At 68.7% G+C, this 26,177-nt stretch carries 27 protein-coding genes and 1 pseudogene; 14 read left to right on the forward strand and 14 right to left on the reverse strand.

The features are described 5' to 3' along the window. Positions 1-4: 4 nt before the first annotated feature. Positions 5-136, reverse strand: a complete 132-nt coding sequence (locus ACFYPM_RS11245) for a hypothetical protein (RefSeq protein ID WP_387194160.1) — start codon at positions 134-136, stop codon at positions 5-7. Between the two features lie 47 nt (positions 137-183). On the opposite strand from ACFYPM_RS11245, the pseudogene ACFYPM_RS11250 reads away from it, so the two are divergent. The 3 genes and pseudogenes from ACFYPM_RS11250 to ACFYPM_RS11260 all read left to right on the forward strand — a co-directional run. Further along, positions 184-393 (forward strand): annotated as a pseudogene (locus tag ACFYPM_RS11250) (YybH family protein); the annotation flags it as partial. Positions 394-702: 309 nt separating this feature from the next. Beyond that, positions 703-1,902, forward strand: coding sequence for a pyridoxal phosphate-dependent aminotransferase (locus ACFYPM_RS11255; protein WP_387194163.1), 1,200 nt, complete (start codon positions 703-705; stop codon positions 1,900-1,902). Positions 1,903-2,452: 550 nt separating this feature from the next. Beyond that, complete coding sequence (locus tag ACFYPM_RS11260; RefSeq protein ID WP_387194166.1) at positions 2,453-2,992, forward strand: RNA 2'-phosphotransferase; 540 nt, start codon at positions 2,453-2,455, stop codon at positions 2,990-2,992. Positions 2,993-3,762: 770 nt separating this feature from the next. Here the strand turns inward: ACFYPM_RS11260 and ACFYPM_RS11265 are convergent. Then, positions 3,763-3,939 (reverse strand): hypothetical protein, encoded by a 177-nt coding sequence (locus tag ACFYPM_RS11265; protein WP_357240272.1) that lies wholly within the window; start codon positions 3,937-3,939, stop codon positions 3,763-3,765. Positions 3,940-4,166: 227 nt separating this feature from the next. On the opposite strand from ACFYPM_RS11265, the gene ACFYPM_RS11270 reads away from it, so the two are divergent. The 4 genes from ACFYPM_RS11270 to ACFYPM_RS11285 all read left to right on the forward strand — a co-directional run bounded on the left by ACFYPM_RS11270 (position 4,167) and on the right by ACFYPM_RS11285 (position 6,699). Next, positions 4,167-4,295 (forward strand): hypothetical protein, encoded by a 129-nt coding sequence (locus ACFYPM_RS11270; protein WP_387194170.1) that lies wholly within the window; start codon positions 4,167-4,169, stop codon positions 4,293-4,295. A gap of 77 nt (positions 4,296-4,372) precedes the next feature. Beyond that, positions 4,373-4,870, forward strand: coding sequence for a sigma-70 family RNA polymerase sigma factor (locus ACFYPM_RS11275; RefSeq protein ID WP_387194173.1), 498 nt, complete (start codon positions 4,373-4,375; stop codon positions 4,868-4,870). Between the two features lie 11 nt (positions 4,871-4,881). After that, positions 4,882-5,874, forward strand: a complete 993-nt coding sequence (locus ACFYPM_RS11280; RefSeq protein ID WP_387194176.1) for a hypothetical protein — start codon at positions 4,882-4,884, stop codon at positions 5,872-5,874. A 201-nt stretch (positions 5,875-6,075) separates the two neighbouring features. Beyond that, positions 6,076-6,699: a hypothetical protein gene (locus ACFYPM_RS11285; protein WP_387194179.1), complete on the forward strand. Its 624-nt coding sequence runs from the start codon at positions 6,076-6,078 to the stop codon at positions 6,697-6,699. On the opposite strand, the gene ACFYPM_RS11290 is transcribed toward ACFYPM_RS11285, so the two are convergent. From ACFYPM_RS11290 to ACFYPM_RS11315, 6 genes are all read right to left on the reverse strand, one after another. Continuing rightward, complete coding sequence (locus ACFYPM_RS11290; protein ID WP_387194182.1) at positions 6,653-7,507, reverse strand: hypothetical protein; 855 nt, start codon at positions 7,505-7,507, stop codon at positions 6,653-6,655. The two genes, ACFYPM_RS11285 and ACFYPM_RS11290, sit on opposite strands and share 47 nt — an antisense overlap. A gap of 133 nt (positions 7,508-7,640) precedes the next feature. After that, positions 7,641-8,510 carry a hypothetical protein gene (locus tag ACFYPM_RS11295; protein ID WP_387194185.1) on the reverse strand — a complete coding sequence of 290 codons (870 nt, stop codon included), beginning with the start codon at positions 8,508-8,510 and terminating at the stop codon, positions 7,641-7,643. Between the two features lie 305 nt (positions 8,511-8,815). After that, positions 8,816-8,947: a hypothetical protein gene (locus ACFYPM_RS11300; protein WP_387194188.1), complete on the reverse strand. Its 132-nt coding sequence runs from the start codon at positions 8,945-8,947 to the stop codon at positions 8,816-8,818. Positions 8,948-9,166: 219 nt separating this feature from the next. Beyond that, the gene (locus ACFYPM_RS11305) at positions 9,167-9,793 is read right to left on the reverse strand and encodes a hypothetical protein (protein ID WP_387194191.1); all 627 of its coding nucleotides are present in this window, start codon (positions 9,791-9,793) and stop codon (positions 9,167-9,169) included. Positions 9,794-10,523: 730 nt separating this feature from the next. Continuing rightward, on the reverse strand, positions 10,524-10,727 hold the full coding sequence (locus ACFYPM_RS11310; RefSeq protein ID WP_043326981.1) for a cold-shock protein: 204 nt from the start codon (positions 10,725-10,727) through the stop codon (positions 10,524-10,526). A 965-nt stretch (positions 10,728-11,692) separates the two neighbouring features. Continuing rightward, on the reverse strand, positions 11,693-12,616 hold the full coding sequence (locus ACFYPM_RS11315) for a helix-turn-helix transcriptional regulator (RefSeq protein WP_387194195.1): 924 nt from the start codon (positions 12,614-12,616) through the stop codon (positions 11,693-11,695). 131 nt (positions 12,617-12,747) lie between these two features. On the opposite strand from ACFYPM_RS11315, the gene ACFYPM_RS11320 reads away from it, so the two are divergent. The 3 genes from ACFYPM_RS11320 (at position 12,748) to ACFYPM_RS11330 (ending at position 16,113) form a co-directional block, all read left to right on the forward strand. Then, the gene (locus ACFYPM_RS11320) at positions 12,748-13,653 is read left to right on the forward strand and encodes an oxidoreductase (RefSeq protein ID WP_387194198.1); all 906 of its coding nucleotides are present in this window, start codon (positions 12,748-12,750) and stop codon (positions 13,651-13,653) included. 328 nt (positions 13,654-13,981) lie between these two features. Then, positions 13,982-14,665, forward strand: a complete 684-nt coding sequence (locus ACFYPM_RS11325; protein ID WP_387194201.1) for a response regulator transcription factor — start codon at positions 13,982-13,984, stop codon at positions 14,663-14,665. Positions 14,666-14,739: 74 nt separating this feature from the next. Continuing rightward, positions 14,740-16,113: an ATP-binding protein gene (locus tag ACFYPM_RS11330; RefSeq protein WP_387194205.1), complete on the forward strand. Its 1,374-nt coding sequence runs from the start codon at positions 14,740-14,742 to the stop codon at positions 16,111-16,113. Between the two features lie 203 nt (positions 16,114-16,316). On the opposite strand, the gene ACFYPM_RS11335 is transcribed toward ACFYPM_RS11330, so the two are convergent. Next, entirely contained in the window at positions 16,317-18,458 is a 2,142-nt protein-coding gene (locus tag ACFYPM_RS11335) for an MMPL family transporter (protein WP_387194208.1), read from the reverse strand. Positions 18,459-18,749: 291 nt separating this feature from the next. Between ACFYPM_RS11335 and ACFYPM_RS11340 the strand changes: the two genes are divergently transcribed. Beyond that, positions 18,750-19,457 (forward strand): SDR family oxidoreductase, encoded by a 708-nt coding sequence (locus ACFYPM_RS11340; RefSeq protein WP_387194211.1) that lies wholly within the window; start codon positions 18,750-18,752, stop codon positions 19,455-19,457. 89 nt (positions 19,458-19,546) lie between these two features. Here ACFYPM_RS11340 and ACFYPM_RS11345 read toward each other — a convergent pair whose 3' ends face one another. After that, complete coding sequence (locus ACFYPM_RS11345; RefSeq protein ID WP_387194214.1) at positions 19,547-20,146, reverse strand: TetR/AcrR family transcriptional regulator; 600 nt, start codon at positions 20,144-20,146, stop codon at positions 19,547-19,549. A 108-nt stretch (positions 20,147-20,254) separates the two neighbouring features. On the opposite strand from ACFYPM_RS11345, the gene ACFYPM_RS11350 reads away from it, so the two are divergent. Continuing rightward, positions 20,255-21,022: an SDR family NAD(P)-dependent oxidoreductase gene (locus tag ACFYPM_RS11350; RefSeq protein ID WP_387194217.1), complete on the forward strand. Its 768-nt coding sequence runs from the start codon at positions 20,255-20,257 to the stop codon at positions 21,020-21,022. A 356-nt stretch (positions 21,023-21,378) separates the two neighbouring features. Here the strand turns inward: ACFYPM_RS11350 and ACFYPM_RS11355 are convergent, their stop codons facing one another. After that, positions 21,379-21,957, reverse strand: coding sequence for a TetR/AcrR family transcriptional regulator (locus tag ACFYPM_RS11355; protein WP_387194448.1), 579 nt, complete (start codon positions 21,955-21,957; stop codon positions 21,379-21,381). A gap of 152 nt (positions 21,958-22,109) precedes the next feature. Here ACFYPM_RS11355 and ACFYPM_RS11360 point away from each other — a divergent pair, with 152 nt between their 5' ends. Both ACFYPM_RS11360 and ACFYPM_RS11365 read left to right on the forward strand, forming a co-directional pair. Continuing rightward, positions 22,110-23,129: an aldo/keto reductase gene (locus ACFYPM_RS11360; RefSeq protein WP_387194220.1), complete on the forward strand. Its 1,020-nt coding sequence runs from the start codon at positions 22,110-22,112 to the stop codon at positions 23,127-23,129. 110 nt (positions 23,130-23,239) lie between these two features. Then, complete coding sequence (locus tag ACFYPM_RS11365; protein ID WP_387194223.1) at positions 23,240-24,145, forward strand: LLM class flavin-dependent oxidoreductase; 906 nt, start codon at positions 23,240-23,242, stop codon at positions 24,143-24,145. A gap of 28 nt (positions 24,146-24,173) precedes the next feature. On the opposite strand, the gene ACFYPM_RS11370 is transcribed toward ACFYPM_RS11365, so the two are convergent. The 3 genes from ACFYPM_RS11370 to ACFYPM_RS11380 form a co-directional block, all read right to left on the reverse strand. Next, complete coding sequence (locus ACFYPM_RS11370) at positions 24,174-24,740, reverse strand: hypothetical protein (RefSeq protein WP_387194226.1); 567 nt, start codon at positions 24,738-24,740, stop codon at positions 24,174-24,176. A 383-nt stretch (positions 24,741-25,123) separates the two neighbouring features. Then, positions 25,124-25,654 (reverse strand): hypothetical protein, encoded by a 531-nt coding sequence (locus ACFYPM_RS11375; protein WP_387194229.1) that lies wholly within the window; start codon positions 25,652-25,654, stop codon positions 25,124-25,126. A gap of 161 nt (positions 25,655-25,815) precedes the next feature. Then, positions 25,816-25,953, reverse strand: a complete 138-nt coding sequence (locus ACFYPM_RS11380; RefSeq protein WP_387194233.1) for a hypothetical protein — start codon at positions 25,951-25,953, stop codon at positions 25,816-25,818. Between the last annotated feature and the right edge of the window lie 224 nt (positions 25,954-26,177).

Raw genomic sequence — 26,177 nt, forward strand, 5'->3', positions numbered from 1 at the left:
GCTCTCACGCTCGCTCGCGCAACAGCGCGTCACCGGTGCGGTAGAGCTCGACGAGCAGTGGGCGCACCGCGGCCAGGGCAACCTGGACGGGGCAACTGAGCTCCGGCCGGCGGGTCGCGCCCCGCTGGTCCGGCACCAGGTCACGATCCCAGGCGCCTCGCACCGTTTGGTTACCTACGCGCCCAGCGCCTCCTCGACCTCGGGCTCCCCATCGACGTACGGCCCCGCCACGTCTATGTGGCCGACGACATCGCCCTGCTCATCGTCGACTGGACCATTGACGGCACCGATCACGACGGCCGTCCCGTACACCTCGAAGGCACCGCCACCGACGTGGCCCGCCGCGGTCCCGACGGCCGCTGGCGGTACATCATCGACAACCCGTTCGGCACTGCCGAGCCGGAGACTCACCACGATCAGCGGCAGGACGTCCACGTCCTGCCCCTGGCGCCAGTGGTGCTGCTGACCGCAGGGGTGGTTTGGTAGGCCCAGATCAACGCGAGTCGGCCCATTCGAGCCGCCTGGCTGGTGCTCGGGATCTGGTTGATCGTCCTGGCCTCGTTCGGCTGGCTGGCCTTGCTCTCGGGCGGCGTCCAGGACAACGACGAGGGTCTTACGCCGGTGCATGGACGTGCACATCTCCAGTCACATCGGCCAATGCCGGTCCACCCGCCGCCCCGCGGCCCTGGCACCATGGTCATCATGAAGCGGATTTCCTCCCGGATAGCTGCAATCGCCGAATCCGCCACGCTTGCCGTCGATGCCAAGGCCAAGATGATGAAGGAGGCCGGACGGCCGGTCGTCCTGTTCGGCGCTGGCGAACCCGACTTCCCGACTCCCGGTTACATCGTCGAGGCAGCCCGGCAGGCGTGTGGGGCACCGAGATTCCACCGTTACACGGCCAGCGCAGGGCTGCCCGAACTGCGCGAGGCGATCGCGGCAAAGACCCTGCGTGACTCCGGCTACCGCGTCGATTCCCAGCAGGTGCTGGTCACCAACGGTGGCAAGCAGGCGGTGTGCGAGGCGTTCGCGACGCTGCTGAATCCGGGCGACGAGGCGATCATCATTGCCCCGTACTGGACCACCTACCCTGAGGCGATCAAGCTGGCCGGCGGCGTGCCTGTCGAGGTCACCACCGATGAGGGAACGGGCTACCTGGCCGACGTCGCGCAGTTGGAAGCCGCGCGTACCAGTCGCACGAAGCTCCTGGTCTTCGTCTCACCGTCGAACCCCACCGGTGCCGTCTACCCGCGCGAGCAGGTGGTGGAGATCGGGCGCTGGGCCGTCCACCACGGCATCTGGGTGGTCACCGACGAGATCTACGAACACCTGACGTACGGCGACACCGAGTTCACCAGCATCGTGACCGCGGTCCCCGAGCTGGCGGACCAGTCCATCGTGCTCAACGGGGTCGCCAAGACGTACGCGATGACGGGATGGCGGGTCGGCTGGCTGATCGGCCCGCGCGACGTGGTCAAGGCAGCCACGAACCTCCAGTCCCACGCCACCTCCAACGTCTGCAACGTGGCACAGGCGGCCGCCCTCGCCGCGGTGTCCGGTGATCTCAGCGCGGTAGCGGAGATGAGGACGGCGTTCGACCGCAGACGACAGACGATCGTGCGGATGCTGAACGAGATCCCCGGCGTCGTCTGCCCGGAGCCGCGCGGTGCCTTCTACGCCTACCCGTCCGTCCGGGGGATCCTCGGGCGGGAACTGCGGGGGCGGTGCCCGAGCACCAGCGCCGAACTGGCCGACCTGGTGCTCACGGAGGCGGAGGTCGCGGTTGTTCCCGGCGAGGCCTTCGGCACCCCGGGCTATTTCCGCTTCTCGTACGCGCTTGCCGACGACGACCTGGTCGATGGGGTGCAGCGGATAACGAAGCTGTTCGCCGAGGCGCAGTAACGCCGAAGGCCGAGCCGGGGACTCGACGACCAAGGCGAACGTCACGAAGAAGGGTAAGACGACCAAGGAGAAGCAGACTGCGAAGCGCCTGAAGCGCGAAGAGCAGAACGGGCAATCCTCAAACATCGTGTTCACCGGGCGCTGACGCCGGCAGCATCGGTCAATTGTCCGAATGCGGCTATGAAGGTGGGAGCCGACGATTGTCGGATCCCCACCTGCCGCTGCTGCGGTAGACCTGCGGCAGGGGCCGCTCAGGTGGTGCACAGGGTGACGACTGCGGAGGCCGAACTCACTGGTCAGCAGTAGACCCTTGCCGGGTTGCCGCGTGCGGGCGGTGACCACCTCGTCGGTCAGGTCCCCGCCGATCACCCGGGCACCAACGTCGGCCTCCTTGCGGTCCGGGACGCGACGACCGCCGGGGTGGCCGGCTTTCCCGTAGACAGGTCCGAGCCGGCCGCCCGTAGCCGCCAGGCCCACCGGGGAGGAACCCGGGTTCGGTGTCGCCGGAAATCCGCTCGATCCGAACGACTGGATCAACCACAATGCCACCGTGGAACGCGAACGCCTGGTGAAGGTGGGCAAACGGATGGCGAAGGCGCTCCGGCACGCCCCTGACCGGGCCGGCCTGGTGCTCGACCCGGCCGGTTGGACCCCCGTCGACGCTCTGCTCGCCGCCCTACGGATCGAGCGGGCCGAGTTGGACGCGGTCGTCGCCGGCAACGACAAGCAGCGGTTCGCTGTCGAGCGCGGCACCGACGGGGTGCTGCGGATCCGGGCCAACCAGGGTCACTCGGTCCCGGTGGACCTCGGGCTGCCCCCGGTGACCCCACCGGACCGGCTGTATCACGGCACCAGCGCCGGTGCGTTGGAGTCGATCCGGGCCACCGGTCTGCACCGCGGCGGCCGGCATCACGTCCATCTCTCCGCCGACACCGAGACCGCCCGCCGGGTCGGCGCCCGACGGGCCGGTCGGGTGGTGATCCTCACCATCGACGCGGCGGCGATGGCCGCCGCCGGGCACGTGTTTCACCGCAGCGCCAACGGTGTCTGGCTCACCGACGCGGTTCCGGCCGGCTATCTGCTCGACTGAGCCCCGGCCTGGCCCGGACCGCCGCGCCACCGGCCGTCACCAAGATTGTTGAGGGCGCGCCCTTCCTGACCAGGCGCTGATGGATTCGGTCCGAGACTGCGGAGCAGCCGTGCCGGTGGACGGCGGTCAGTGGTCTAAGGATGCGATGGCGAGTGGGTTCGCTCGGCGCAGAGGTGCGCGGCGTGTAACGGCCCGTCAACGGTGTGGGAGTCGAGCGGGGCACCGATATGTGCGGCGACAGCCTCCAGAGCGGAATCAGCCGCGAGCGCTGCGGTGGAAGCGCGGCACGTTGGCCGTGCATCAAATCCCACCATCGAAGCGGCGGCTGGGGTTTCGGGTTGGGCATGCCGGGCTCGAACTGCTCGACGCATCGCTTGTCGCGACAATGAGCCGAAGGTGTTCGTGCCGTCACCCCCGCGCAGGATGCTGAGGGTCGCGGTGCCCTCCGACAGCGCCGAACACGTGGCCGGCATGGCGCCTGCGACGCTCTCCTCCTCAGGACAGAACGACCACGTCGCGAGACTTCCGGCTCGCTCGACCCCGACCACACCCGGGCATGCTCAGCGCCGCGGTGTCGCGTCAGGGCCGGCGCTGAGCCCGCCTCGTGCTCTCAGCGCCGCACTTCGGCTTCGGGTCCAGGTCGGGGTCGAGTCCGGGCTCGCGGAGGCCTGCGGTGTATGCGGATCCGGTGTGCGACGCCCCGACGCCCTGAGCGCCGTCAGCGCCGGCATTGGCGGTCGAGCTGGTGTCGCGCTCGATCGCGGACGGATCTATGCCGGCTCGCGCACGCCGCCGGCGTTGCCACCGTCGTCTGGCATCGGTTCGGTCGGAGCTTCGGGCAATTCGTCCGGCGCGCCAGGCAGCAGGACGCCCGGGTCGTCGGGCACCGGTTCACGCGGGTCGATGGGCGGATACTGTTCGGGGTCGAGATCCGGTTCAGTCATCATGCGAGTATCCGTCGTCTTCCGGACTGCTGCTCGTCGGGCCCGCAAGTCGGGCGCCCTTCGCCGCCGCACCTTGGGCGACTGGCGGCGCTGATCGGTGGCTGCCTGTCACCTCGGGCGGTGCTCATTGGCGTCGGCCAGAGCCCGCCGACCTCCCGGCACGGCCGTACTGGTCAAGGGTGACAACTCCAGCAACGGACTCGGCGTAGAGCCGCTGACTGGACAGGGCGGTGGTCAGCAGTCGTGCCCTGATCACCTCCGGCACCCTCGCGGCGCAGACCGCGGAGCTTCGGTCTCCCGACGCCTGCTCCGCCCGACACCACCTGATCGCCACCCCGTCGATCATGAAGTTCACGTAGGGTTCAACCCATTTGTCACGGCTAACCTCATGATCAACTAAAGATTTCTCCGTGGGAGTAAATGGATCGGGGCGCTGATGCGTAAACCCCGTGTGGAACGAGAACGGACGGACTTCGCGGACTTCTACCAGCGGTCCCGAGACAACTGCCTGCGCGCCGTACTAGCTGGTACGGGCGATCGCGCGCTGGCCGAGGATCTGGTCGCAGAGGCGTACGCGCGAGCCTGGGCCTCCTGGCGACAGTTGAGCCAGCATCCGGCACCGGCGGCGTGGGTGGTGCGCACCGCCCTCAACATCCGGGTGTCCTGGTGGCGTCGACGCCGGCGGGAGGTGGCCCTCGACGGCCACGAGCGAGCGTCTCTCATCGAGGACGACTTCGACACGGCCGACGCTCTCCTGGCCGCCGTTCGCCGGCTGCCGCAGCGGCAGCGTGAGGTGGTCGTGTTACGCATCTGGCTCGACCTGGACACCAGGTCCGTGGCTGCGGCGTTGGGCATCTCCGCCCAAACCGTAGCCGTTCATCTGTCCCGTGCCACCGCAACCCTGCGGGGGCAGCTCGCGCCCGCAGCCCGTTAGGAGATTCGATCATGAATGACAATGAGGTGTGGGACGCGGTGAAACAGACCCTTTCCGACGTACAGATGGATCGCCCGGTCGAGGCGATCGAGCAGCGCGGCCGGGCCCGGCGACGCAACCGCCAGGTGCTCGGCCTGGCCGCTGGCGGCGGCGTCGCGGCCGTGGCCGCTCTCGCACTGGCCCTGCCGATGGCCACGGGATCCGGCACGGCCCCGGCTCCGACCGGCACGAACAGTCACGCCGGGGCCGCCCCAGCGGCACCGGCAGGCAACATCAAGCTCGTGTCCCTGGCAGCCAACCTCACCGCAGACAACGCCGCGCTGCCGGGCGACGCGTCGCTGATCATCGAGAAGGTCGACGTCCGTCGGGGCACCGTGCCATCTCGCACCCGGTACCACCTGTACACCGACGGCGGCGAGTACTACTACACGGAGGCCAGGAACGAACTCCCACGGGTGATCGCTCGTGGCGAGAACCTCGGCAACGGCTTCCACACGCGTGGGGTGGCGGCGGCGCGGAACGCGGTAACCGGCGACCTCGCCGAAGCCCGAGAGCAAATGATCAACTCCGTGTACGACGAGGGGAAGCCCCCTGCTGGCGCCGAGGAAAAGCGAATGGAGAGCCTTCGGCAGAAGGGGGTCGCCAACCCGTCTCCGCTGACGGATGAGGACCGGGAGCGCATCGCCGCCAATCACCTCTGGGTCAACAGCGTCGACGTGCTCTCCGCAGGAGGAGGCGACCCGAAGGTACGGGCGGGCGTGCTTCGCCTGACCTCCACCATCCCCGGTGTCACCGTCGTGGATTCGACGACCGGCGGGCAGCCCACCCTGACCATCACCGCCAAGGTGTGGACTGACGACACCCAACAGGTGCTGATCATCAACGCTGAGAGCGGGGTACCGATCAGTTCCGAGATGGACTCCCCGGAGACGGGAACCTCCATTGCCGGAACCTTCGAGGTCTCCCGCGTGACGGTGGCCGACGTCAGGGCCGGCAGCTTCTGACCCTCGGTCCTGCCCCGTGCGCGCCGTCCGCACCACGTGGACGACGCGCACGGGGCGCGCCCACATTCGCGCCTGGCTCCGCGGCGGTATCAGGCATTCGGACGCCGGTGGATGCCATTCCGGTGCTGTAGGACATCAACCCACGTCGCGTGCGGATCTGATGCCGAGCTTGAGTTGCCGCTGCATGGCACCCTTGAGCTGATGGACGCTTTCGTCTCACAGCTACCGGCACTACTGGGCGTCGTTGTCGGTGCCCTCGGTGCAGGTCTGGCAACCTTCCTGTCCAGCAGAAGCCAGTGGAGGCGCAGTCAGGCCGTGCGATGGGACGATCGGCGAATGGAGGCGTACAGCGAGTTCGCCCAGGTACTCAAAGAGATCCAGGCGGTATCCCTGAAAGTCCTGGCCACGACGGCCGGTGACTGGTACCGCTCGGGGTTGGACAAAGCCGCGGCGCTACCTCGGCTCGCCGACGCCGACATCAGGCACACCCTGGTATGGGAAAACCTCCTGCTCCTTGGGGATGCCAGCACCGTCGCCGCAGCGCAGGACTGGCGAGAGGCGGTCTGGAGGCTCGAGCACCGGGCCCGTGGCGTCGAGGAGACTTCCGAGCCGCTACTCGAACTCGTTCAGCAGGCCAACACGCGACGTGACGGCTATTATCATGCCGCCCGGCGCGGCCTTGGTGTGGGCGGTGGATCAGTCTCCCAATCCGACCGTCTACAGCAACGCGCCGCTTCCTCCTTTGCGAGCCACAAGTCTTTCACCAACGCCGACGCTCTCAAGCCTCAGCCGGCGACGCATCCACCGGATCCGTCGAATCAGTAAGGCCGGCGACGAGCAGCAGGTACGCGGTCAGTTCAACCACCGCCGTCAGCGCCACCATCGGTTGTGGCATGGACAGGGTGGGCGTGATGCCATTCCAGGCGAACAGGCCGCTGTCACTGCCTACCGACAGGGGCATCGCGACCGTGTCAATGCTTGTGCCCATCAGCGGCAGCGCCACGAGGGCCAGCAACGTCGCGCCGATCGAGGCGAGCCGTCGACCGTTGCCGGCGAGCACCGAGGCGAGCGCCAGCGCGGTAATCCCGAGGACCAGGGGCGGCAGGACCGCCATGCCCACGGCCATCGTCAGATCGGCCACCTCGGTGCCGGCCGTTCGCGGAGGTACAGCAGCAGCGGCACGCCAGATACTGACAGTACGGAAGGTCGCATAGCCGGCGATCAGCGCTGCCAGCACACCGGCGGGCACCGCGGTCTGCCGATGCCAGCCACCTCGACGCCACGCAACGAGCAGCACCAGCGCCGCGGTCAACGAAGGCCAACAGAGGGAGAGACCCGACTCGAAAGCGGACGGAGCCTCCCGGGCCGAGCCGGGCACGAGCACTTGCCAGCCGTCGCCATCGCTGTCCCCAGCGGCCGGCATCCTCCGGACCGCGTCCACGAGCAGGACCGCGAGGGCTACCCCCAGCGGCCAGCGGGATCTCGGCGATGGGCTGACCACGGCGCAGGCAAGGAGGAGACCGACGCTCAACAGCTCCGCGTAGCGCCAGAGCGGACGGGCGGTCAGGACGCCTGCCACATGGACGGCGGTGCACAGAGCCGCAGCAGACAGGAGGATCAGCCGGGGACGCACGGGCGAATCCTGCCACGCATCGTCTCCCCAACCAGAGACGCGCTCTGCTCACTCCCAGCCTGCGGCCTCGGTGGACTTGGCGACGAAGGGCGCTGCACTACCCCGCATCTCGGTAGCGGGCTGACCGCCGTCGTCACTCGCCCTGCCACCGACTGTCCGGCGTGCGGGACGGGTCGTGGCCCAGTCCATACCCGGCACGGATTTCCACCGCGCTCACTCCGAGCGCGTCGAGCCCTCGGTTGAGCTTGCGGTGCGCCTGGAACTCCGCTGTCACGAACTGCTCACCCTCGACCGCGGTCGCGGGAGACCAGCCGCTGCGGCCCAGTGCTGTCATCGCCGTCTGCACCGCCACCCATGGGCGATGTCCGCTGACGCCGACCAGCGCGTACACCCGGGTGATCGACAGCGGCCTACTGACCTCGACGGGGCCGGGGCCGTCACAGGTCCGCCTGCCGACCCGTTCGGCGAGTGTCGTGGCCACCTCAACGGCCCGGTCGGCAGCACTGTTCGGCACGTCGACCACAAGCGCCACCCGCACCGTTGCCTCTTCTCGCACCAAGGACCGCAGTTCGTCGGGGAGGTCCTCCGCCTCGGCCCCGATCACCACCCCGCTATCGGTATCCGCCTCGGTGTCCTCCTTTCGCGCGGTAGCGATGTCGCCGGCAGCCTCGATGTCGACCCAGGAACCGGTGTCTCGGAAACGAGCGGCCGCCTCGCGCCAGGCGAGATAGGCCGCTTCGGTGCCGTCGCGCGACTCCGGCGGGGCCAGCTCACTGCCGGACAGGAACCCGCGTACGAAGTACCGGGTCTGCTCGGAGCAGTCGCCGATCTCCCCCTTCGAAACCCGGGTACGAATGCCGTGCTCCGCGCAGTAGGCGTCCATGCGGCCGGCGGAGGTGTGCGGATTGCCGTCGAGAAGGTAGTGCCGTCCGCATTGCTCAGTGTCGAACCAGAGGTGGGGGTCGACGTCGGGCGGCAAGGGAGGACGAGTAGGGGAACTCATCCCACGACAGTAGGACGCACGTGTCAGGACGGTCGACAGCACGGACGCAGTCAGCGGTTAGGGCTGTGGCCGGCAGGTCAACCCGCTGCTGACTATCGGGGCTTGTAGATCAAGACGCGTCGAGCAGAAGAATCGCGCCGATCTTGCACTTCCTGTCGCCGATTTAATCGGGAATGCACCCTAATGTCGGGGCAGGAAGTGCAAGATCGCGATGCAGGCACGGTTGGTGAACAGTCATTCCGCCTAACGCATCGGCGTTGCGGGGCACATCGGCACTGATCTTGTGGGCAGGAGCGAGGGCCGCGTCAGCAGAGCCCCAGCTGGCCGGGTAGCTGGCGGATCCAGTCACCATCGCCTCGGTCCGGATCATCCGCCTCCCACCTGGTGGCGACGCGCTCAATGGCGGCGTCGAACTGCCGGCGCTCATCCGGCTCCATCTCGCCAAGGTGGTACGCGATCTCCTCGAGCGCGTTACCGGCCGATCGGTCGTCCGCTGCTGCTGGAGGATCGCCTCGAGGGCGGTGATGCTCGCGATCAATGCTGCCACCACCCGATCCGGAGCGCCCCTCCCTTCCGTAGCGGTCAGGGCACCGCCACCTGTCCCAACCGGTAGCACAACGACCCGCGGTAGTCCGGCTATCCGGGGAAGGCTTCGGTCAGGGCTGCGAGACGCCGGCAAGATTGTCCGCGATATCGAAGGATGCCCCACATTCGGGACAGATGAGCTGCCCAAAGAGGCGGGTCAAGCCGACGGCTACGGCTCCTCGGCCAGCGCTGAGAGCCTCAGCATGCAGACGTTCCGCCAGCTCCGACGGTAGACCGGGGGTGATGTCGAGATCGTCGGCCACTAGCTCCACCAGTGTTTCCTCGCCACACTCGGGGCATCGCACGTCGATCTCGCCGTCGTTGAGGTGATCGAGTTCTTTCCCCCAGAGCTCGTCGCCCTCCAAGCCGCGAATCGCCTGAAGGAGATCGACGAAGGCGGGATCATTGGAGGCTTCTGACAGGCGGTCGGCCGCAAGAGCGCGCAAGGCCTCGATCTCGTTGGCGTAGGTTGCGCGGTCCGCGTCAGTGGCATCCACCGCGATGAAGCCGGCCAGAGCCAACGGCGTTTCTCGCTGATCGCCGGCGAACCCAGCGATAGTCGAGGCTAACCACGGCAGCAGAGCTGCGCTGGCCGGATCACAGGTTCCCTGATGGCAGGACTGCTCCCAGATAACTTTCCACGCCGGGGAGGCGGCGTCGGCTGCAGCCGCTCGGAGACCATCCGGAGAGATTCGCACGCGGCGAAGCGTGACACATTCCAAGATCGAGCGCACTGATCAAGCTTCACCCAGTCGCTGACTGACGGCGGTGATCAGGCCGGCGACGATGTTGGAGATCACGACACACCTCCGAGGTCGGGCACCAGCCAGGTGTGGCTACCAATCGTGACTCATACCAAACGCCCAATTACGTCATGCCGAGAGCACGGATAGTAACATCGAACAGCTTGGATTACAGTCATGCTCGCCCGCTCCGGCCCGGATGGTGATCCCGGGGGTCAAGGGTGTGGAGCGCGCACCGCAGCACCGCCGTCCTGACAGCCGCGGGCCGCAGCGGTGACGTCCCGGACGATTTGATCCGATTCTCGGGCCAAATCCCTGGCGGCCTTAGCCCGACGGATGAGCCATGGCACTGAACTTCCCGCCGATGACCGCTAGCACAGCGGAGCGATCGAGGGCCTTTGCTCCAAGCAGCGGAGCCAGGACCTGGTCGTGCTCGACGGGGTAGCGCCGCGCCCACGTCTGCACCAACGAGCTGACGCACTGCCGCCAATCACGGCCGGAAGCCTCGCTAACGGCGCGTGCAGCACGACCAGGTGGTTGATCGCGTCGCGAGCACCAACGCCGCATGAGCGCCCGTCGGCTCAGCCGGCTGAGGAGCCTCACCGTTCGGTCAGGGCGACAATGCGAATTAAACGCCAAACGGCGGCCCGCTGTACCAGTCGGGCCGCCGTTCACAAAATGCGGATCAGAGCGGGCGGATGTTCTCCGCCTGCGGGCCCTTCTGGCCCTGAGTGACGTCGAACTCCACCTTCTGATTCTCGTCGAGGCTGCGGAAGCCGCTCGCCGAGATCGCAGAGAAGTGGGCGAAGACGTCGGCGCCGCCGTCGTCCGGGCTGATGAAGCCGAAGCCCTTGTCGGCGTTGAACCACTTCACGGTACCTGTAGTCATGTCTGCTCCTCGCAGGCTGTGAGAGACCGCAGTGTGCGGACCCTTACGCCGCCGCGTTGATCACCCGCGTCGAAACGACACGAAAAACGATAAGCGCCTAGATGGGTTTCAGATACCCCATCAGGCGCCGGATAACGTCTACGGAAATCAAAACTGCAACACGGCTACCGTAGCACATCCGGCGCCGATCCCATGGCAGCGCGTGGGCCCGGCCCCTCACCTGCTTGCCCACCCCGCTCGGACGGCACGTTGACCGGTTTCACGATCGGCTGGCTGAAGGTCGCCTCACCTCCCCCTGACCAATACGTGCACCACCTACACGACGTCCTTGAGCCCGTGGCCGCCAGATCCGCCGAACGGGCTGCCGCGGCGACCGCGTGACGCAGCACGGTCACCCGCGAAGCGGCCATCTCTCCCGAAAACAGCGCCAATTCGTCGGCGCACAAGGCGCGCTCCACTTCGGATCCGCAAACAGAATATCCACAGAGGACAGGCCGGTCTCGGCGCCACGAAACGAATCGGTGTCTCAGCTATGGTGAGCACTTCGGGCGCGGTGACCCCTTCGCAAAACTGCACCCAATCTGCTCCCAGTTGCCCGGCCGCGGCAACCAACGGCACCCCTTACCACCCTGACCTACGCACATTGTCCTGCCAGGCGATATAGAGCGATGAGCACCGCCGCGCAGAGCCGCGGAGCACTCCGCACCGTTGGATGCCGATGGACGCAGTTCAAGGCCCTTCAGGGCATCCCAACCTGCTTCCCCGAAACCGGGCTCACACCGGCCGCCGCTCGATCAGGACTTGCCGGGCCACTGCCCTGGTTGGCACCAGTGCTGGCTCCCGCAGCCGCATCGGTCCATGGTGGAGCAGACCCACAATCGCCACGCCTCGTCAGCGGCAGATTCTCGTACGCCGATCGCGGCTGGTGCCGGTGATGAGCGAGCAGCCTGCCGCGGCGCTGGCGTCTAGCCGCGCCAGGGGTGGAGCGGGCTGCGGTCCAGCCCGTCTGGGAGGGGGTGCTTGTTGGTGAGCGCTGAGCGGGTCGCCTGCAACGATGCCAGGAGCTGCAGCCGGTCCGCGTCGGCGCTGCCCGGCTCGGCGGTGAAGACGAGCATGACCGAGCCGGGGTTTCCCGGCAGGGGGTAGGTGTCCCAGTCCAGAACGATGTCGCCTACTCCGGGAGTCCGGAAGGTCTTGGTACCGCTGACCGACTCACGTACGTCGTGCTGGGCCCACAGCCGCCGAAACTGGGGGCTGCGGATGCTCAGCTCACCAACGATCGCGGCGGCGCGTGGGTGGGTGGGGTCGGTGGCGACGGCGGCGCGCATCATGCCGATGTAGTCCAGGGCCTGCCGCTCCCAGTCCGGGCAGCTGCGCTCGCCGGTCAGCGTGTCGTCGAACAGCAATAGGAGCATGTTGAGCCGGTTGGCAGGGTAGGCGTCCGGGTCGCCGAGCAGCGCCTGCGCCATCGGGTTCCAGTCGAGCAGGTCGAGATGCCGGCCGAGTATGACCGCAGGAGTGTCCATCACCCGCAGCAGGCGCCGGGTGCCCTCTGGCACCCGCTCCGGATCGCGGTTCACCCGGGCGGGCATCGACCGGCGGGCGGCGTGGGCCAGGGTGAACAGGTGCCGGCGTTCTTCGTGGTCGAGGCCGAGTGCGCCGGCAAGCGCGTCCAGGACGTCGTCGGACGGGCGTACCTCCCGGCCCTGTTCGATCCGCTGGTAGTAGTCAGTGCTCAGCCCGGCCAACAGGGCCAGCTCCTCGCGCCGTAGTCCGGAGACCTTGCGCCGGCCGCCCGGCTCCAGGCCGACGTCGTGCGGAAGCAGCCGACTACGCCGAGCGCGTAGGAAGTCGCCAAGCTCACGAGCATACGGATGAGGGCTGTTCATGCCGCAAGTGTGCAGCGGCCCGGACTGCCGAAGGTAGGTCCCTCAGACCTAGGCAACCGAGAACGACTGAACCCCTCGCGATCCCTCCTAACGTCGATGGGCCGGCGCACCGACACCTTCAGGAGCAGCAGATGACCGCAGGGACCACCGACCACATCCCCGACCAGCACGGTCGGCTCGCCGTCGTGACCGGCGCGAACTCAGGCCTCGGCCTGGTCACCGCCACCGCGCTGGCCAGCCACGGCGCCCACGTCGTGCTCGCCGTTCGCCACACTCCCGCCGGCGAGGAGGCGGCCCGCCGCATCGGCGGCGACGTCGAGGTACGCGAGCTGGACCTGGCCTCCCTCGCCTCCGTGCGGACCTTCGCGGCGAAGCTGGCCGGCGACCACCCGGCGATCGACCTGCTGGTCAACAACGCCGGTGTGGTGCTGCTTGGCCCACGTCGCATCTCCGCCGACGGATTCGAGCTGCACCTCGCCACCAACATGCTGGGCCACTTCGTCCTGACCGGCCTGCTGCTCGGCAACCTGGCCGCGGCGCGGGAAGCCCGCGTGGTCAGTCTCAGTTCGATCACCCACAAGAACGCGCACCTGGACTTCAATGACCTGATGTTCGCACACGACTATCGGGCAGCCGCCGCCTACGGCCGGTCCAAGCTCGCCACCACGATCTTCGGCATCGAACTGGACCGCCGCCTGCGCGCCGCCGGAACGCCGATCGTCAGCGCCCTGGCCCACCCCGGTCTCACCCGCACCAACCTGACTCCGCGTGCCTGGGAACACCGTGGCCGATTCGGGCGACTGATCGCGTCGGCCGGCCTGCTGGCAACCCAGCCGGTGGCGCAGGGCGCACTGCCGCAGTTGCACGCTGCGACCGAGCCCGGTGTGCGGGGCGGTCAGTTCTTCGGCCCGTCGGGACTCTGGGAGACCCGAGGCAGGGTCACCGAGGCCCGGCTCAGCCAGGAGGCCGCCGACCCGGCCGTCGGCACGCGGCTGTGGGCGGCAGCCGCGGACCTGACCGGCGTCAACTACCTCTGACCTCCGACGATCACCGGCTGGCCGGCAGCAGTCCGCAGCGTCGCGATCGGCCGCCACACCTGCCGTTGCGCGGCTGCCAGCCACGAATCGCGCGTGGCCCATTGGCCGGCCTGCGGGCCTGGTAGTGCGGGCACCCCGTTCTCGCAATTATCCGTGCCGGCGGTCCCACGGTTCGTTGCCGTCAGCAGTCAGGTCTGAGCCCAGGCATCCGTAAGAGCACGGACCCACGGGCACCGCAGCGGCGACGGTTCTAATCCTGGCTTCAGGTTGATCGGGGAGGATGAGCGGCAAAGCATCGACTGGAAGGGGGCGCGCCGGCGTGCGGATCATGATCGCGGATGATGACGCGGCCATCCGTGAGTCGCTGGAGCGGGTTCTCCAGGTCGAGGGTTACGACACCAGCACCGTCGCCAACGGTCTCGCCGTGCTCGACGGGGTCGGTGGGGCCGGCGGTGACACACTGGATCTGCTGATCCTCGACGTGATGATGCCCCGCCTCGGCGGGTTGGAGACCTGCCGGCGGTTGCGGGCGGCGGGTCGGGATCTGCCGGTGCTGATGCTGACCGCCCGGGATCAGGTCTCCGACCGGGTCGCGGGGCTGGACGCGGGCGCTGACGACTACCTGCCCAAGCCGTTCGCCACCGAGGAATTGCTGGCCCGGGTGCGGGCCCTGCTGCGCCGGCGCACGCCGGCCGACGGGGAGTCGCAGGTCCTGTCGTTCGCCGGCGTCCGGGTCGATCCCGACAGGTTCGAGGCGTGGCGTGGCGGGCGCCCGCTGCGCTTGACCCGAACCGAGTTCTCCCTCCTGGAGGTCCTCGTGCGCAACGCGACCCGGGTGTTGACCCGCGACGTGCTGTTCGAGGCGATCTGGGGCTTCGACATGAGCGCCACGGCCAACAACCTCCAGGTGTATGTGAGCTACCTGCGCCGCAAGATGGAGGCCGAGGGTGAGCCGCGATTGATCTACACGCTGCGCGGCCTGGGATACACGTTGCGCGAGACTCCTCCGTGAGCAGGCCCGCCGGCCGGGAACCGCGCCGGCTGCCCCGATGGTGGCGCCGGCGGTCCCTGCGGACCAGGCTGACGGTGATCGCGGCGACGGCCATCGCGGTCAGCGTGTTCATGGCCTTCCAGGTGGCCAGCGAGCTGCTGGACTGGGAGCTGCGGGACTCCGCCGAGGATCAGCTACGCGCCGACTCCCGCGTCCTGGCGACGGACGCGGAGCGCGCCGGTGTGGCGCAAGTTCAGCTACCGCCGTATCCCGGGTCCGGCCGGCTGGTACGGGTCATCCTGCCCGACGGCTCGGCCCGGACGCCGGTCGGCCAACCCGCGCTGCCTCCGGTCAGCGGGCACGCCGTTCGCGTGGCGCAGGGCGCGTCGGCCGACCTGATGGAGACGAACGACAGCGACGAGGACGGCTACCACATTTACACGTTGCGGGCGGGCGACGGCGCGGTCCAGGTGGCCCGCGTGGTCGACGACAGCCCGATCAACCGGTTCGGGTTCGGGATGTTGGTGATCGGGCTGCTCTGCGTGGTTGGCGGCGCCCTTGTCGGGCGGACCGTGGCACGGGCCGGGCTGGCACCGATCGACCGGCTGACTGCCGCAGCGGTACGTGTCGCGCACACCAGGGTTCTCGACGCCGACATCCCGGACGAGGGCGGTGGGGAGATCCGGAGGCTGATCCAGTCGATCAACGAGATGCTCGCCGCGCTCCGGGACTCCCGGCGGGCCCAGCGGCTGCTCGCCGAGGACGCCGCCCACGAGCTCAAGACCCCGCTCACCAGCCTGCGCCTCAACGTCGAGCTGCTGATCCGGCTCGATCGGCGCGGCACCCTGGACAACGCACTCTCGGCGGAGAGTCGGACCCGGTTGCTCAACGATCTCGGCGCCCAGGTGGCCGAGTTGAGCACCCTTGCTGCCGAACTGACCGAGGTGGCGCGCGGTGACGTCAGCGACGAGAGCACCGAGCTGCTCGACCTCGCCGACGTGGTGGTGGCCGCCGCGACCCGGGCGCGTTCCCGCGTGCCTGACATCGAGGTCGCCCTCGACGTGACCTCCGTGTGGGTGAGCGGGCGTCCCGCTGCGCTCCAGCGGGCGGTGCTCAACCTCATCGACAACGCCGCCAAGTGGTCCCCCGTGGACCAGCCGGTCCAGGTCCGGCTGCGTGCCGAGGGCGCGTCGGCGGTGCTCGAGGTCGATGACGCCGGGCCGGGCATCGACGCAGTCGACGTACCGCGGGTGTTCGACCGATTCTACCGTGCCGACAGCGCCCGGGGGTTGCCGGGATCCGGTCTGGGGCTGTCGATCGTGCAGCGGGTCGTCGACGCCCACGGCGGCCGGGCCGCTGTCGCCCGTTCCACACGCGGTGGTGCGCTGCTTCGTGTCGACCTTCCGGCCGCGGCCCCGCCCGCCCCGATCGCGCGCCGCACCGCCGGGGAGGACACCGCGGCGCGCTGACCCCGTCCCGGCGGTGCGCGCGGGACAAGAGACGGCCGTCTTCGGGCATGACCCCGCGCCGTTCACCTTCGGGGCCGGACACCGCGGTGCGCCGACCCCAGGCCAGGCGCGTCGCGCAGGACGGAGGGCGGCGGCCGTCGGACCCACGAAAGGACACGGGACGGACTGGATGCCCGTCCCGGATCTCGTCCGTGCCGCGGCGCTCACCGTTTCAGCGCGGGCTCCTCGTCGGCGAGCGTGTGTCGACCGATCGGCCGCCCCGCCGCTGGACGCGACAGCCGGCCCGGCCACCAGATCCGCCGGCCGATCAGGAGGGTGAGGGCGGGCACCAGGACCGACCGCACCAGCAGGGCGTCGAGCAGCACGCCGAAGGCGACCAGGAACCCGACCTGGATCAGCATCACCAGCGGAAGGGTGGCGAGGACCGCGAACGTGGCCGCCAGGACCAGCCCGGCCGAGGTGATGACGCCACCGGTGGCGGAGAGGGCTTTGAGCATGCCCTCTCGGGTGCCGAGCCGCACGGTTTCCTCCCGGGCCCGGCTGGCCAGGAAGATGTTGTAGTCGACGCCGAGCGCTACCAGGAACAGGAATGCCAGCAGCGGCACCGAATAGTCGATGCCCTTGAACCCGAGGACCGTGTCGAAGACGAACACGCTGCCACCGAAGGCTGCGGCGAATGAGACGATCACGGTGGCCATCAGGACCAGCGGGGCCACGATCGCGCGCAGCAGCAGCCCGAGGACGATCAGGACGACGACGAGCACCAGCGGGATCACCCGCTTCTCGTCGCGGCTGGTGGTCACCTCGGTGTCGAGGTTCTCCGCGCTCGGCCCGCCGACGATCGCCTCCGCCCCGCTCACCGCGTGCACGGCGGTCCGCACGCGATTGATGGTGTCGTACTCTGCGACTGTGTCCGGCGCGTCCGTCGGGAACACGGAGATGTCGGCCCAGCCACCCCTGGTCTGACCCGGGATGGCCATGGTCACGCCGCGGATGCCCTTGACGGTGTCGAGCACTCGCTCCTGGTAGGCCGGCCGCGTGAAGATCGTCATCGGCTGGCCGCCGAGCTCCGGGAAGTGCTGGCGGAGGACAGCGAAGCCGGTGACCGACTCCGGCGCGGACAGGAACTGGTCCTCCTCCCGCAGGGCGCCGGTATTGCCCCCCAGCCCGAGGGCGAGCACGCCGAGGACTCCGAGCGAGCCGAGCATCGCCACCCACCGTCGGCGGCTGATTGCGGTGCCAAGCCGTCCCCACAGCCCCGGCTTCTGCTCCACGGCCGTGCTAAACCGCGGGATGGCCGGCCAGAAGATCCGCCTGCCGAGCACCACGAGCACCGCCGGGAACAGCGTCAGCATGGCCACCAGCGCGCACAGGATGCCGGCCGCGCCGATCGGGCCCAACCCGCTTGTGCTGTTCAGGTCCGCGACGAGCAGGCAGAGCAGGCCGGCGATCACGGTGGCCGCGGACGCGACGATGGCCGGCGCCGCGCCGCGTAGCGCGTGGACCATCGCAACCCTGACGTTCTCGTGGTGGTGCAGTGCCTCCCGATACCGAGCGATGAGCAACAGCGCGTAGTCCGTGCCGACGCCGAATACCAGGATCGTCAGCAGCGCCGAGTTCTGGTCGTTGACCACGATGCCGAAACCCATGACGAGCAGGTAGACGGTCGCCATCGCGGTCAGTGCGGCCGCGCCCACGGCCACGAGCGGAATGAACCACAACACCGGGCTTCGGTAGGTGAGGACGAGCAGGAGCGTGACGACGACGACGGTGGTGAGGAAGATCTGCAGGTCGATGCCGTCGAAGACAGCGTCCATGTCACCGTCGATCGCGGCCGGGCCGGTCACGTCGAGTTCCAGGCCGGTGGGGCGGTCCGTCGCGGCGTCACGCAACGGGCCGACGATGGCCTCCGGTGCGCCGTAGGTCGTGCTCACGTCGAGGGTGAACATCATCGCCTTGCCGTCGGTGGAGAGTCTCGTCGCCGGGTCCTCGCCGTCCTCGCCGTCCGCCACTTTCGGCGGGTACCGCTCGGCAAGGGTGTTGTAGTGGCGCTCGACCGTCGCGCGGTCGGCGTCGGTCATGCCGCCGGCGCGGTGGTACACGAACACGAACGTGTTGTCCTCACCGCCGGGGAGACTGTCCTCCAGCACCGCCACCTTGGTGGACTCGGCGCTGGCCGGCAGGGTGTCCACGGCTCTGTCGGTAGTGACCGAGCTCAACTTTGCGCTCAACGGCACCATCACCGCCGCCAGCGCCACCCATAGGCCAATCACCAACCACGGCACCCAACGGCCCGCCAACCGGCCGGCCGGCGCCTCCCTGGGCGGCGCTGCGTTGACTGACATCAATAGCCTCCTGACGGGTTGCATCGCTTGTCTGAGGCCAACTTCGTACCGAGCGAATCTGAGACGACCGTTAATCCGGTGATCAGACCGGTTGGCAAGGCCCAGGCGACACGGCCGTCGGACCGGATGAGCAACGCGGCACGGCTCTCGTGCGGGTGTCGGACGGCGCTCCCGGAGTAGTACTGCGACACCACCTCCCTCCCCTGAGCCGAGCACCGCCGACACTGGCGAGCGTGATTCACCTCGCACAACCTTGCCCCTGACGTCAACGTGAGGTTTTAGCGTGGTGGTATGCAGATCAACGGCTCAACAGCTCTCGTGACCGGAGCCAACCGCGGCCTCGGCAAGGCCTTCGCCGAGGCCCTCCTCGCCCGGGGCGCCACCGTCTATGCGACCGCCCGTCGCCTGGAAAGCATCGACATTCCCGGTGCCATCGCGCTCCAGCTGGACAGCACGGATCCCGCGTCCATCGAGGCCGCCGCAGGCAAGGTGGGCGACCTCGACATCCTCATCAACAACGCCGGCACCTCCACTGAAGCCCCGCTGCTCGGCCCCTCCACGGAGAACATCCGCCGCGACCTCGACACCAACTTCTGGGGCACTCTCAACGTCACCCGGGCCTTCGCGCCCAGGCTGGCCGGCGGCGCCATCCTCAACGTCATCTCGGCGCTGAGCTGGTACACCTTCAGTGCCGGCACCAACGGCTACGCCGCCTCCAAGGCCGCGGAGTGGTCCCTGACGAACGGCATCCGACTCGAGTTGGCCGACCAGAAGACTCTGGTCACCGCCCTGGCGCTGGCGATCGCCGACACGGACATGATGGCTGGCTTCGACATCCCCAAGCTCGCGCCCCACGAGGTGGTCGCCCAGGCCCTCGACGGACTGGAAGCAGGCAAGATCGAAGTCATCGCCGACAAGCCCACCGCCAACGTCAAGGCCTCCCTCTCCCGCGATCCCGCCGACTTCTACGCGGACATCACCGGCAATCTCTTCGCCTGACTTCACCGGTAATCCGCGATGGCCAGGTCAGGAGCCGGATCAGGCGTCATCCAGGCCATCGGCAGCAGCAGGCAGATCCGCGGCGGCGGTCAGCGCGCCGGCCAGGCGGCCATGGCCAGTTGCGCAGTATCGGTGAGCTCCGCCGCCGTGGCACCATCCCGGGCGCGCTGGGACATGCCGTGCATGACGGCCGTGAAGTACGCGGCAAGCTTGCGGGGGTCGGCTGTCGCCGGTATTTCGCCCTCTTGCCGGGCGGTTGCCAGGCGCTTCTCGAAGGTGCCGACGCTGGCGTTGCGCAGGTCGCGCATGTAGGTGGCGACATCGGTGTCGGCCGCGGCCGCGCTGCAGAGCAGATTTCCGGCCGGCGTCTCGGCGTCGGTGTACATCGCCGCCGCGTCGAGCAGGATGCGGCGGAAAGCATCGAAAGCCGTCGGCTCCCTGGCCATGGCGGCCCAGATGAACTCGCCGGCCGGGGAGCGACCGTACGCCTCGATGACCTCGTTGAACAGAGACCTCTTGTCCCCGAACGCCGCGTAGAGGCTGCCGGGCCGGATGCCCATCGCCCGGGTGAGGTCGTTGATCGAGGTCCCCTCGTACCCGTTCTCCCAGAACAGGCGGGTTGCGGCCGCCAGTGCCGCCGCCCGGTTGAAGGTCGGCGGCCGGCCTCGCCGTACCTCTGGTGTGTCCACGACCCCATTCTAGAGCGATCGTTCAAAAGCTGGTCGGCGACTTGTTGGTAGATCACTCAAGAACGAGCTACGGTCCCTCTTGAGCGATCATTCAACAAAGGAGCGGTCATGTCCGGAGCACTGCAGAACAAAGTGGCCGTCGTCACCGGCGGCAGTCACGGGATCGGCCGGGCGACCGTCGAGCGGTTCGCCCGTGACGGGGCGACGGTCGCCGTCGGCTACGGCCACGATGAGGCGGCGGCCCGCGACACGGTGGAGCGCGTCCGCAAGGACGGCGGACGTGCCTTCGCGGCGCACACCGAGCTGGGCACATCCGGCGACGCGGCGCGCTTCTGGGAAACCTTCGACAGGGCGGGCCGGGAGTTCGTGCCCGACGGGAAGATCGACATCCTCGTTCACAACGCCGGCAAGGGAAGCTTCGCCCGACTGGCCGACCTCCCCGAGGACGAGTTCGACCAGGTGATGGCCGTGAACGTGAAGGCGCCGTTCTTCATCACGAAGCTCGCACTGCCGCGACTGCGCGACGGCGGCCGGATCATCAACGTCTCCAGCACCGCGGCCAGAGTCGGAAGCCCGGATCTGCTGGCCTACGGCGTCAGCAAGGCGGCGCTGAACTGGTTCAGCTACGACATGGCGCTGGATTTGGGCCCGCGCGGAATCACCGTCAACTCGGTGTCGCCCGGCATCGTCATGACTCGGAACAGCCAGTACCTGGTCGACAATCCGGAACTCGCGGCGCAGCAGACAGCACGCGTCGCCCTCGGCCGGCTCGGCGAGACGGACGACGTGGCCAGCATCATCGCCTTCCTCGCCTCGGACGAGGGGCGCTGGGTGACCGGCCAGGTCATCGACGCTTCGGGCGGCACCGCGCTCTGAGGACGGGCCCGGCCAGATCGCGTTTCGTAGGTGGCGTTGATGTTGCGGCGTGGCGGTAGTCGATAGCGCAGGAGGTCTCCGGTGGTTGGTTCAGCGACCAAGCGCCACCCGTAGCCCGGGCGGCGGACACACCACCCCGACAGTTGGTGTGTTGCCGGAGGTGCTCACGCACCGTCGAGCCGGCCGGCGCCTTCCCGGTGCCGGCCGGTCCCGACGTGATTTCCGCCGCCCGTGCGCGGCGCGAGGATCAGGTGGCCCGCGGAGGCCCGCCCACCAGCCGGAGGCGTGTTGCTCGTCCACAAGGCGAGGATTCACAACGACCTCCGGACACCCGGTGAACGTTCGTGAACACCGCACTAGCGGACGCGCAGCCCGGCGACGAGGAGGTCGACCAGGCGGCGTGCGTCGTAGCGGGGGTCGACGCCCGCGCCGACGCAGAGATTGCCGACTCCGCGCAGCAGCCCGTAGGCGTCGAGGCCGGGGTGGATCTCGTCGGCGGCGACGGTGGCGTCGAGGAGTAGGTCGCAGACCGGGACGAGCCGGTCGAGGAAGTAGGCGTGCAGGGTCTGGAAGGTGGCGTCGTCGGACTGTAGCGCTGCGGCGAGGCCGTGTTTGGTGACCAGGAAGTCGACGAACAGGTCGATCCACCGCGCCAGGGCGGCGTATGGGGTGTCGCTGTCGGCCAGGAGGGCCGGTCCCGCGTCGGCGCACGCCTCGATCTGGTGCCGGTAGACGGCGACGATGAGGTCGGCCCGGCTGGGAAAGTGGCGGTAGATCGTGCCCACGCCGACGCCCGCCCGAACGGCGATGTCCCGCACGGGTACGTCGACGCCGGAGGTGACGAACGCCGCGGCGGCGGCGTCGAGCAGGGCCCTCTCGTTGCGCCGGGCGTCGGCTCGCTTGCGCGGGGCCGGTTGCGCCGAGCCGTTGTCGATGTCGGCCACGTCGCGTTACCTCCGTCACGTCACTTGGCAACCGGAACATGGTTCCGTATGTTGGTTATCGGAACAGCGTTCCGCTTGCTCACCATACTGACCGGACGGGCTGCCACCAAACCGTGGACTGCCGGACGTGAAGGAGAACAGTCATGCATTACCGCACCTTGGGCCGCACCGGTGTGCAGGTCAGCACCCTCGTACTCGGCGCGATGAACTTCGGCAGGATCGGCAACACCACCCAGCAGGACGCCACCGCCATCGTCGACGCAGCGTTGCAGGCGGGGATCAACCTCATCGACACCGCCGACGTCTACAGCGGCGGCCAGTCCGAGGAGATGGTCGGCAAGGCCATCGCCGGTCGCCGCGACGACGTCATTCTGGCGACCAAGGCGACCCTGCCGATGGGCGACGAGCGCAACCAGCAAGGCGGCTCGCGCCGCTGGCTGGTCACCGCGCTCGAGAACAGCCTGCGCCGCCTCGGCGTCGACCACGTCGACCTCTACCAGATGCACCGGTGGGATCCGACGACCAGCGACGACGAGACGCTGTCGGCGCTGACGGACCTGCAGCGCGCGGGCAAGATCCGCTACTTCGGCTCCTCGACCTTCCCCGCCTACCGCATCGTGCAGGCGCAGTGGGCCGCCCGCGAGGGACGTCTGAGCCGTTACGTGACCGAGCAGCCGAACTACTCGATCCTGCAGCGTGGCATCGAGACCCACGTGCTGCCCACGACCCAGGAGTACGGCATGGGCGTGCTCGCCTGGAGCCCCCTGGCATCGGGCTGGCTGTCCGGCGCGATCCGTGCCGGCCAGGACATCAGCACGAACCGCTCGGGCTTCATGCAGCAACGCTACGACGTCAGCATCCCCGCCAACCGCGCCAAGCTCGACGCCGTCGAGCAACTCGCCACAGTCGCCGACGAGGCCGGCCTCAGCCTCATCCAACTCGCGCTCGGCTTCGTCACCGCGCACCCGGGCGTGACCAGCGCGATCATCGGGCCCCGCACGACGGACCACCTCCGCTCGCAGCTCGCCGCCGCCGACACGGTCCTCCCGGCCGACGTGCTGGACGCCATCGACGCGATCGTGGCCCCCGGCGTCGACCTCGCCGCTAACGAGAAGAACGACACCCCACCAGCTCTGCTCGAGCCGACCCTGCGCCGCCGCTGACCACCCGGCACGCCAGTGACCAGACGGCAGACGGACGTGCGCCCGTGCGTCCGACTGCCGCCTGACCCGCCAGATCTTCCGGGCTCGGCACCGAAAGGACGAACGGACCCATGCCAAGCAAGCCCTCGCCCAGCTTCGGGCTCATGACCGCCCCGATGCACGTCGACTACCACGACATCCTGCGGGTATGGCAGGAAGCGGACGCCATCGCCGAGATCGAGCACGCGTGGCTGTTCGACCACCTCATGCCCATCGGCGGCGACCCGGGCGGAGCGGCGTACGAAGGCTGGACACTGCTCTCCGCGCTCGCCGCGCAGACCGAGCGACTGCGACTGGGCGTGATGGTGACCAGCAACCGCTTCCGGCCTCCCGCGATGCTCGCCAAGATCGCCACGGTCGTCGACATCGTGTCCGCCGGGCGCCTCGACTTCGGCATCGGCGTCGGGTCACGGCCTGGTCACCCCGTGGCCCGGCGGGAGTACGCCGCGCACGGCCTGCCCTTCGCCGACACCGCCGACGCCGTGGGCAGCCTCGCCGAGGCGCTCACGGTCATCCGGCGACTATGGACCGACAACGAGCCGTTCGACTTCCACGGAACGTACGTCGATCTCACCCGCGCGTTCGCCAACCCCAAGCCCGTGCAGCGCCCGCACCCGCCGATCGTTGTCGGTGGCCGCTCCGCCGCCACATTGCGGGTGGTCGCCGAGCACGCGGACATCTGGAACATCGCCAGCGGAGACATCGACGACGCCGTCAGCCGCAGCGCCCTGCTGGAACGCTACTGCGCCGACATCGGCCGCGACCCAGCGTCGATCACCCGCTCGATCAACCTGCCCGTCTCCTACGACCAGCCCGGGCTCACCCGGGACGCCATCGGCAGGGCGATCGGTGCCGGCTTCGGGCACATCGTGCTCATCCTGCCGGCGCCCTACCCCGCTGGCGTCGCGCGTTGGGTCGCCGATGAGCTCATCACCCCGTCCACCGCACAGCTGCCCCGGCGGGTCGATCTGAATTGATCTCCGACTCGGGCGGCCGGGGCTTGCGTCAGCCGCGCCACGCCACCTCGTCGCCGCCGAGTCGACGGCTGAGCGATGGCTGCTGGATCGGCCGCACGTGCGGCCGGTGGCGGGTGACCACCGGGGTGACTTCTACCAGCCCGGGCCGGAACTCGTCACTGTGCAACTCGGGCCGGTTGTTCAGGTGCCCGCGGTGCCAGACCGCCGTCGAGGTCCTTGGCCAGCTCGCGAAGGATTTCGAGTTCGAACAGACTTCTCCATGGCAGACAGAGCGCCACAGCGGCCACGACGATCGCCAAGACGGCGCAGGCGAGCCAGACCGCCACGCAGCCGGCCTTACCGTCACCGGCGTTGCGGCCCCGGGCACGTGGCTCGACAGGGCCGCCATGACGGCCGCGAAGGCGGCACCGGACACAGCGCCTCCGACCGCCCGCGCGGTGTCGAACAAGCCGGAGCTGATGCCGACCGCGTCCGCGGGCGCCCGCGTCACCACGTCCGTGGAGAGCCTGGCCAGCACCACGCCGTTGCCGGCCCCGATCAGGACCTGCCAGACGACGAAAGTGGCTACGGCCAGCTCCCGGGTGCTCCGGGCCACCTCAGCTCCTCCCCCTTGGTACGGCTGTGGCGCCACGCTCTCGGCCCCAACGGCGCCGGCAAGACGGAGGCGCGGATTCATGGAGCTGCTCGGCCGCCGCACCGGAAGCGCCGCGGTAGAACAGCTGCTAGCCCGGGCACGGTCCGGACACCCTGGTGGCGCGCGGGAAAGCCGGCATCGGCAAGACCGCGCCGCTGGAACATACCCGCGACATCGCAAGCCGATCCTGCATCGCGATCTTGCACTTTCTGCCCCGACATCAGGGTGCATTCCCGCTTAAATCGATGACAGAAAGTGCAAGATCGCGCGCGAATCTCCATCGGCCAGCGCACGGTGCAGCACCCCTCGGGCCGGGCGAAGCCTGCACGAGCGCACGGCGGGTGCTACGCAGCGGCGTCGTCGTGCCGGGCCGGCCCGAAGAGGGTCATGACGAGCGCCACAATGCTGAAGAAGCCGGATCCCAGGGCCAGCAGCAGCGAGGGCACGAAGGCTTCTGGCGGTGGCACCCAGCCACCAAGCACCCAGGGCAGCGTGACAAGTACGACAACCGCTGCCGTGGTGGCGACTTCGTTGACAACGAACGCGGTTGAGATGGCCGAGCCGCCGCGAGCGACTGTGCGGTAGGTCGTGTCGACAGTTGAGGCAACCAGCACGACCGAGAGCGCGATGAAGGTAAGAGCACCCCAGATCGGCGCCAGGCCGGCGAGTGTGAGCGACACGATGAGCGGCACGGCCGAGACCACGAAGATCCACCGCACTCCTGAGCGCATGTAGCGGTCGGCCGCAGCTGAGCCCTTACGGGTCTTGTGCAGGTCGGAGTCGAGGTAGAAGAAGACTCCGACGAGAAGTGTGCCGACAAGAGCACCAGCAACCTCCGCCATGGTGAAGAAAAATTCGTCGCTAGTTTCTCGCATCGCGACCGACTCCCCTCCAGCATGGAAGATGTCCCGACGGCGTTCTCCTCGGTCACCATACGGCCGACCGAGGAGAACGGGTGCGCATTCGCAGTCTCGGCATTTCGAGGTGCCAAGTCCATGGGTTCAAGCGCGAGTTAGCCGAGGAACGGAAGGCACCATCAGCACACTGAGAGCAAGGCCAGTGCCTGGGTGGTCAGCCGATGCGGCAGCAGACCACGCGCGGTCGACTCCACGTCGACAAAGCCGCGCAGGAGGTCCGCGGTGACCGGGGTGATCCATTGGCGTTCGGTGGTCATTGCCCCAAGCCTTTCGACCGAATCTCGGTGTTCATCGGCGCGCGCGCAGCGAACCGCCTGCGGCGGTGCGGCCATTGTCCGGGTCAGGTAGAGCTGCGGATGCGTGACAGCGAGTCGCGCGAATCCACGATGTGGTCCCCAGGATTCCTGCGCAGCCGGGGGCGCTGTGTGCGAAACCACCGTGGAAGACGCTGCCCAGCATTTGGACCGCAGGCGTCGTGCCC

The sequence above is a fragment of the Micromonospora sp. NPDC005203 genome, assembly GCF_042872705.1.
GTDB lineage: Bacteria > Actinomycetota > Actinomycetes > Mycobacteriales > Micromonosporaceae > Micromonospora.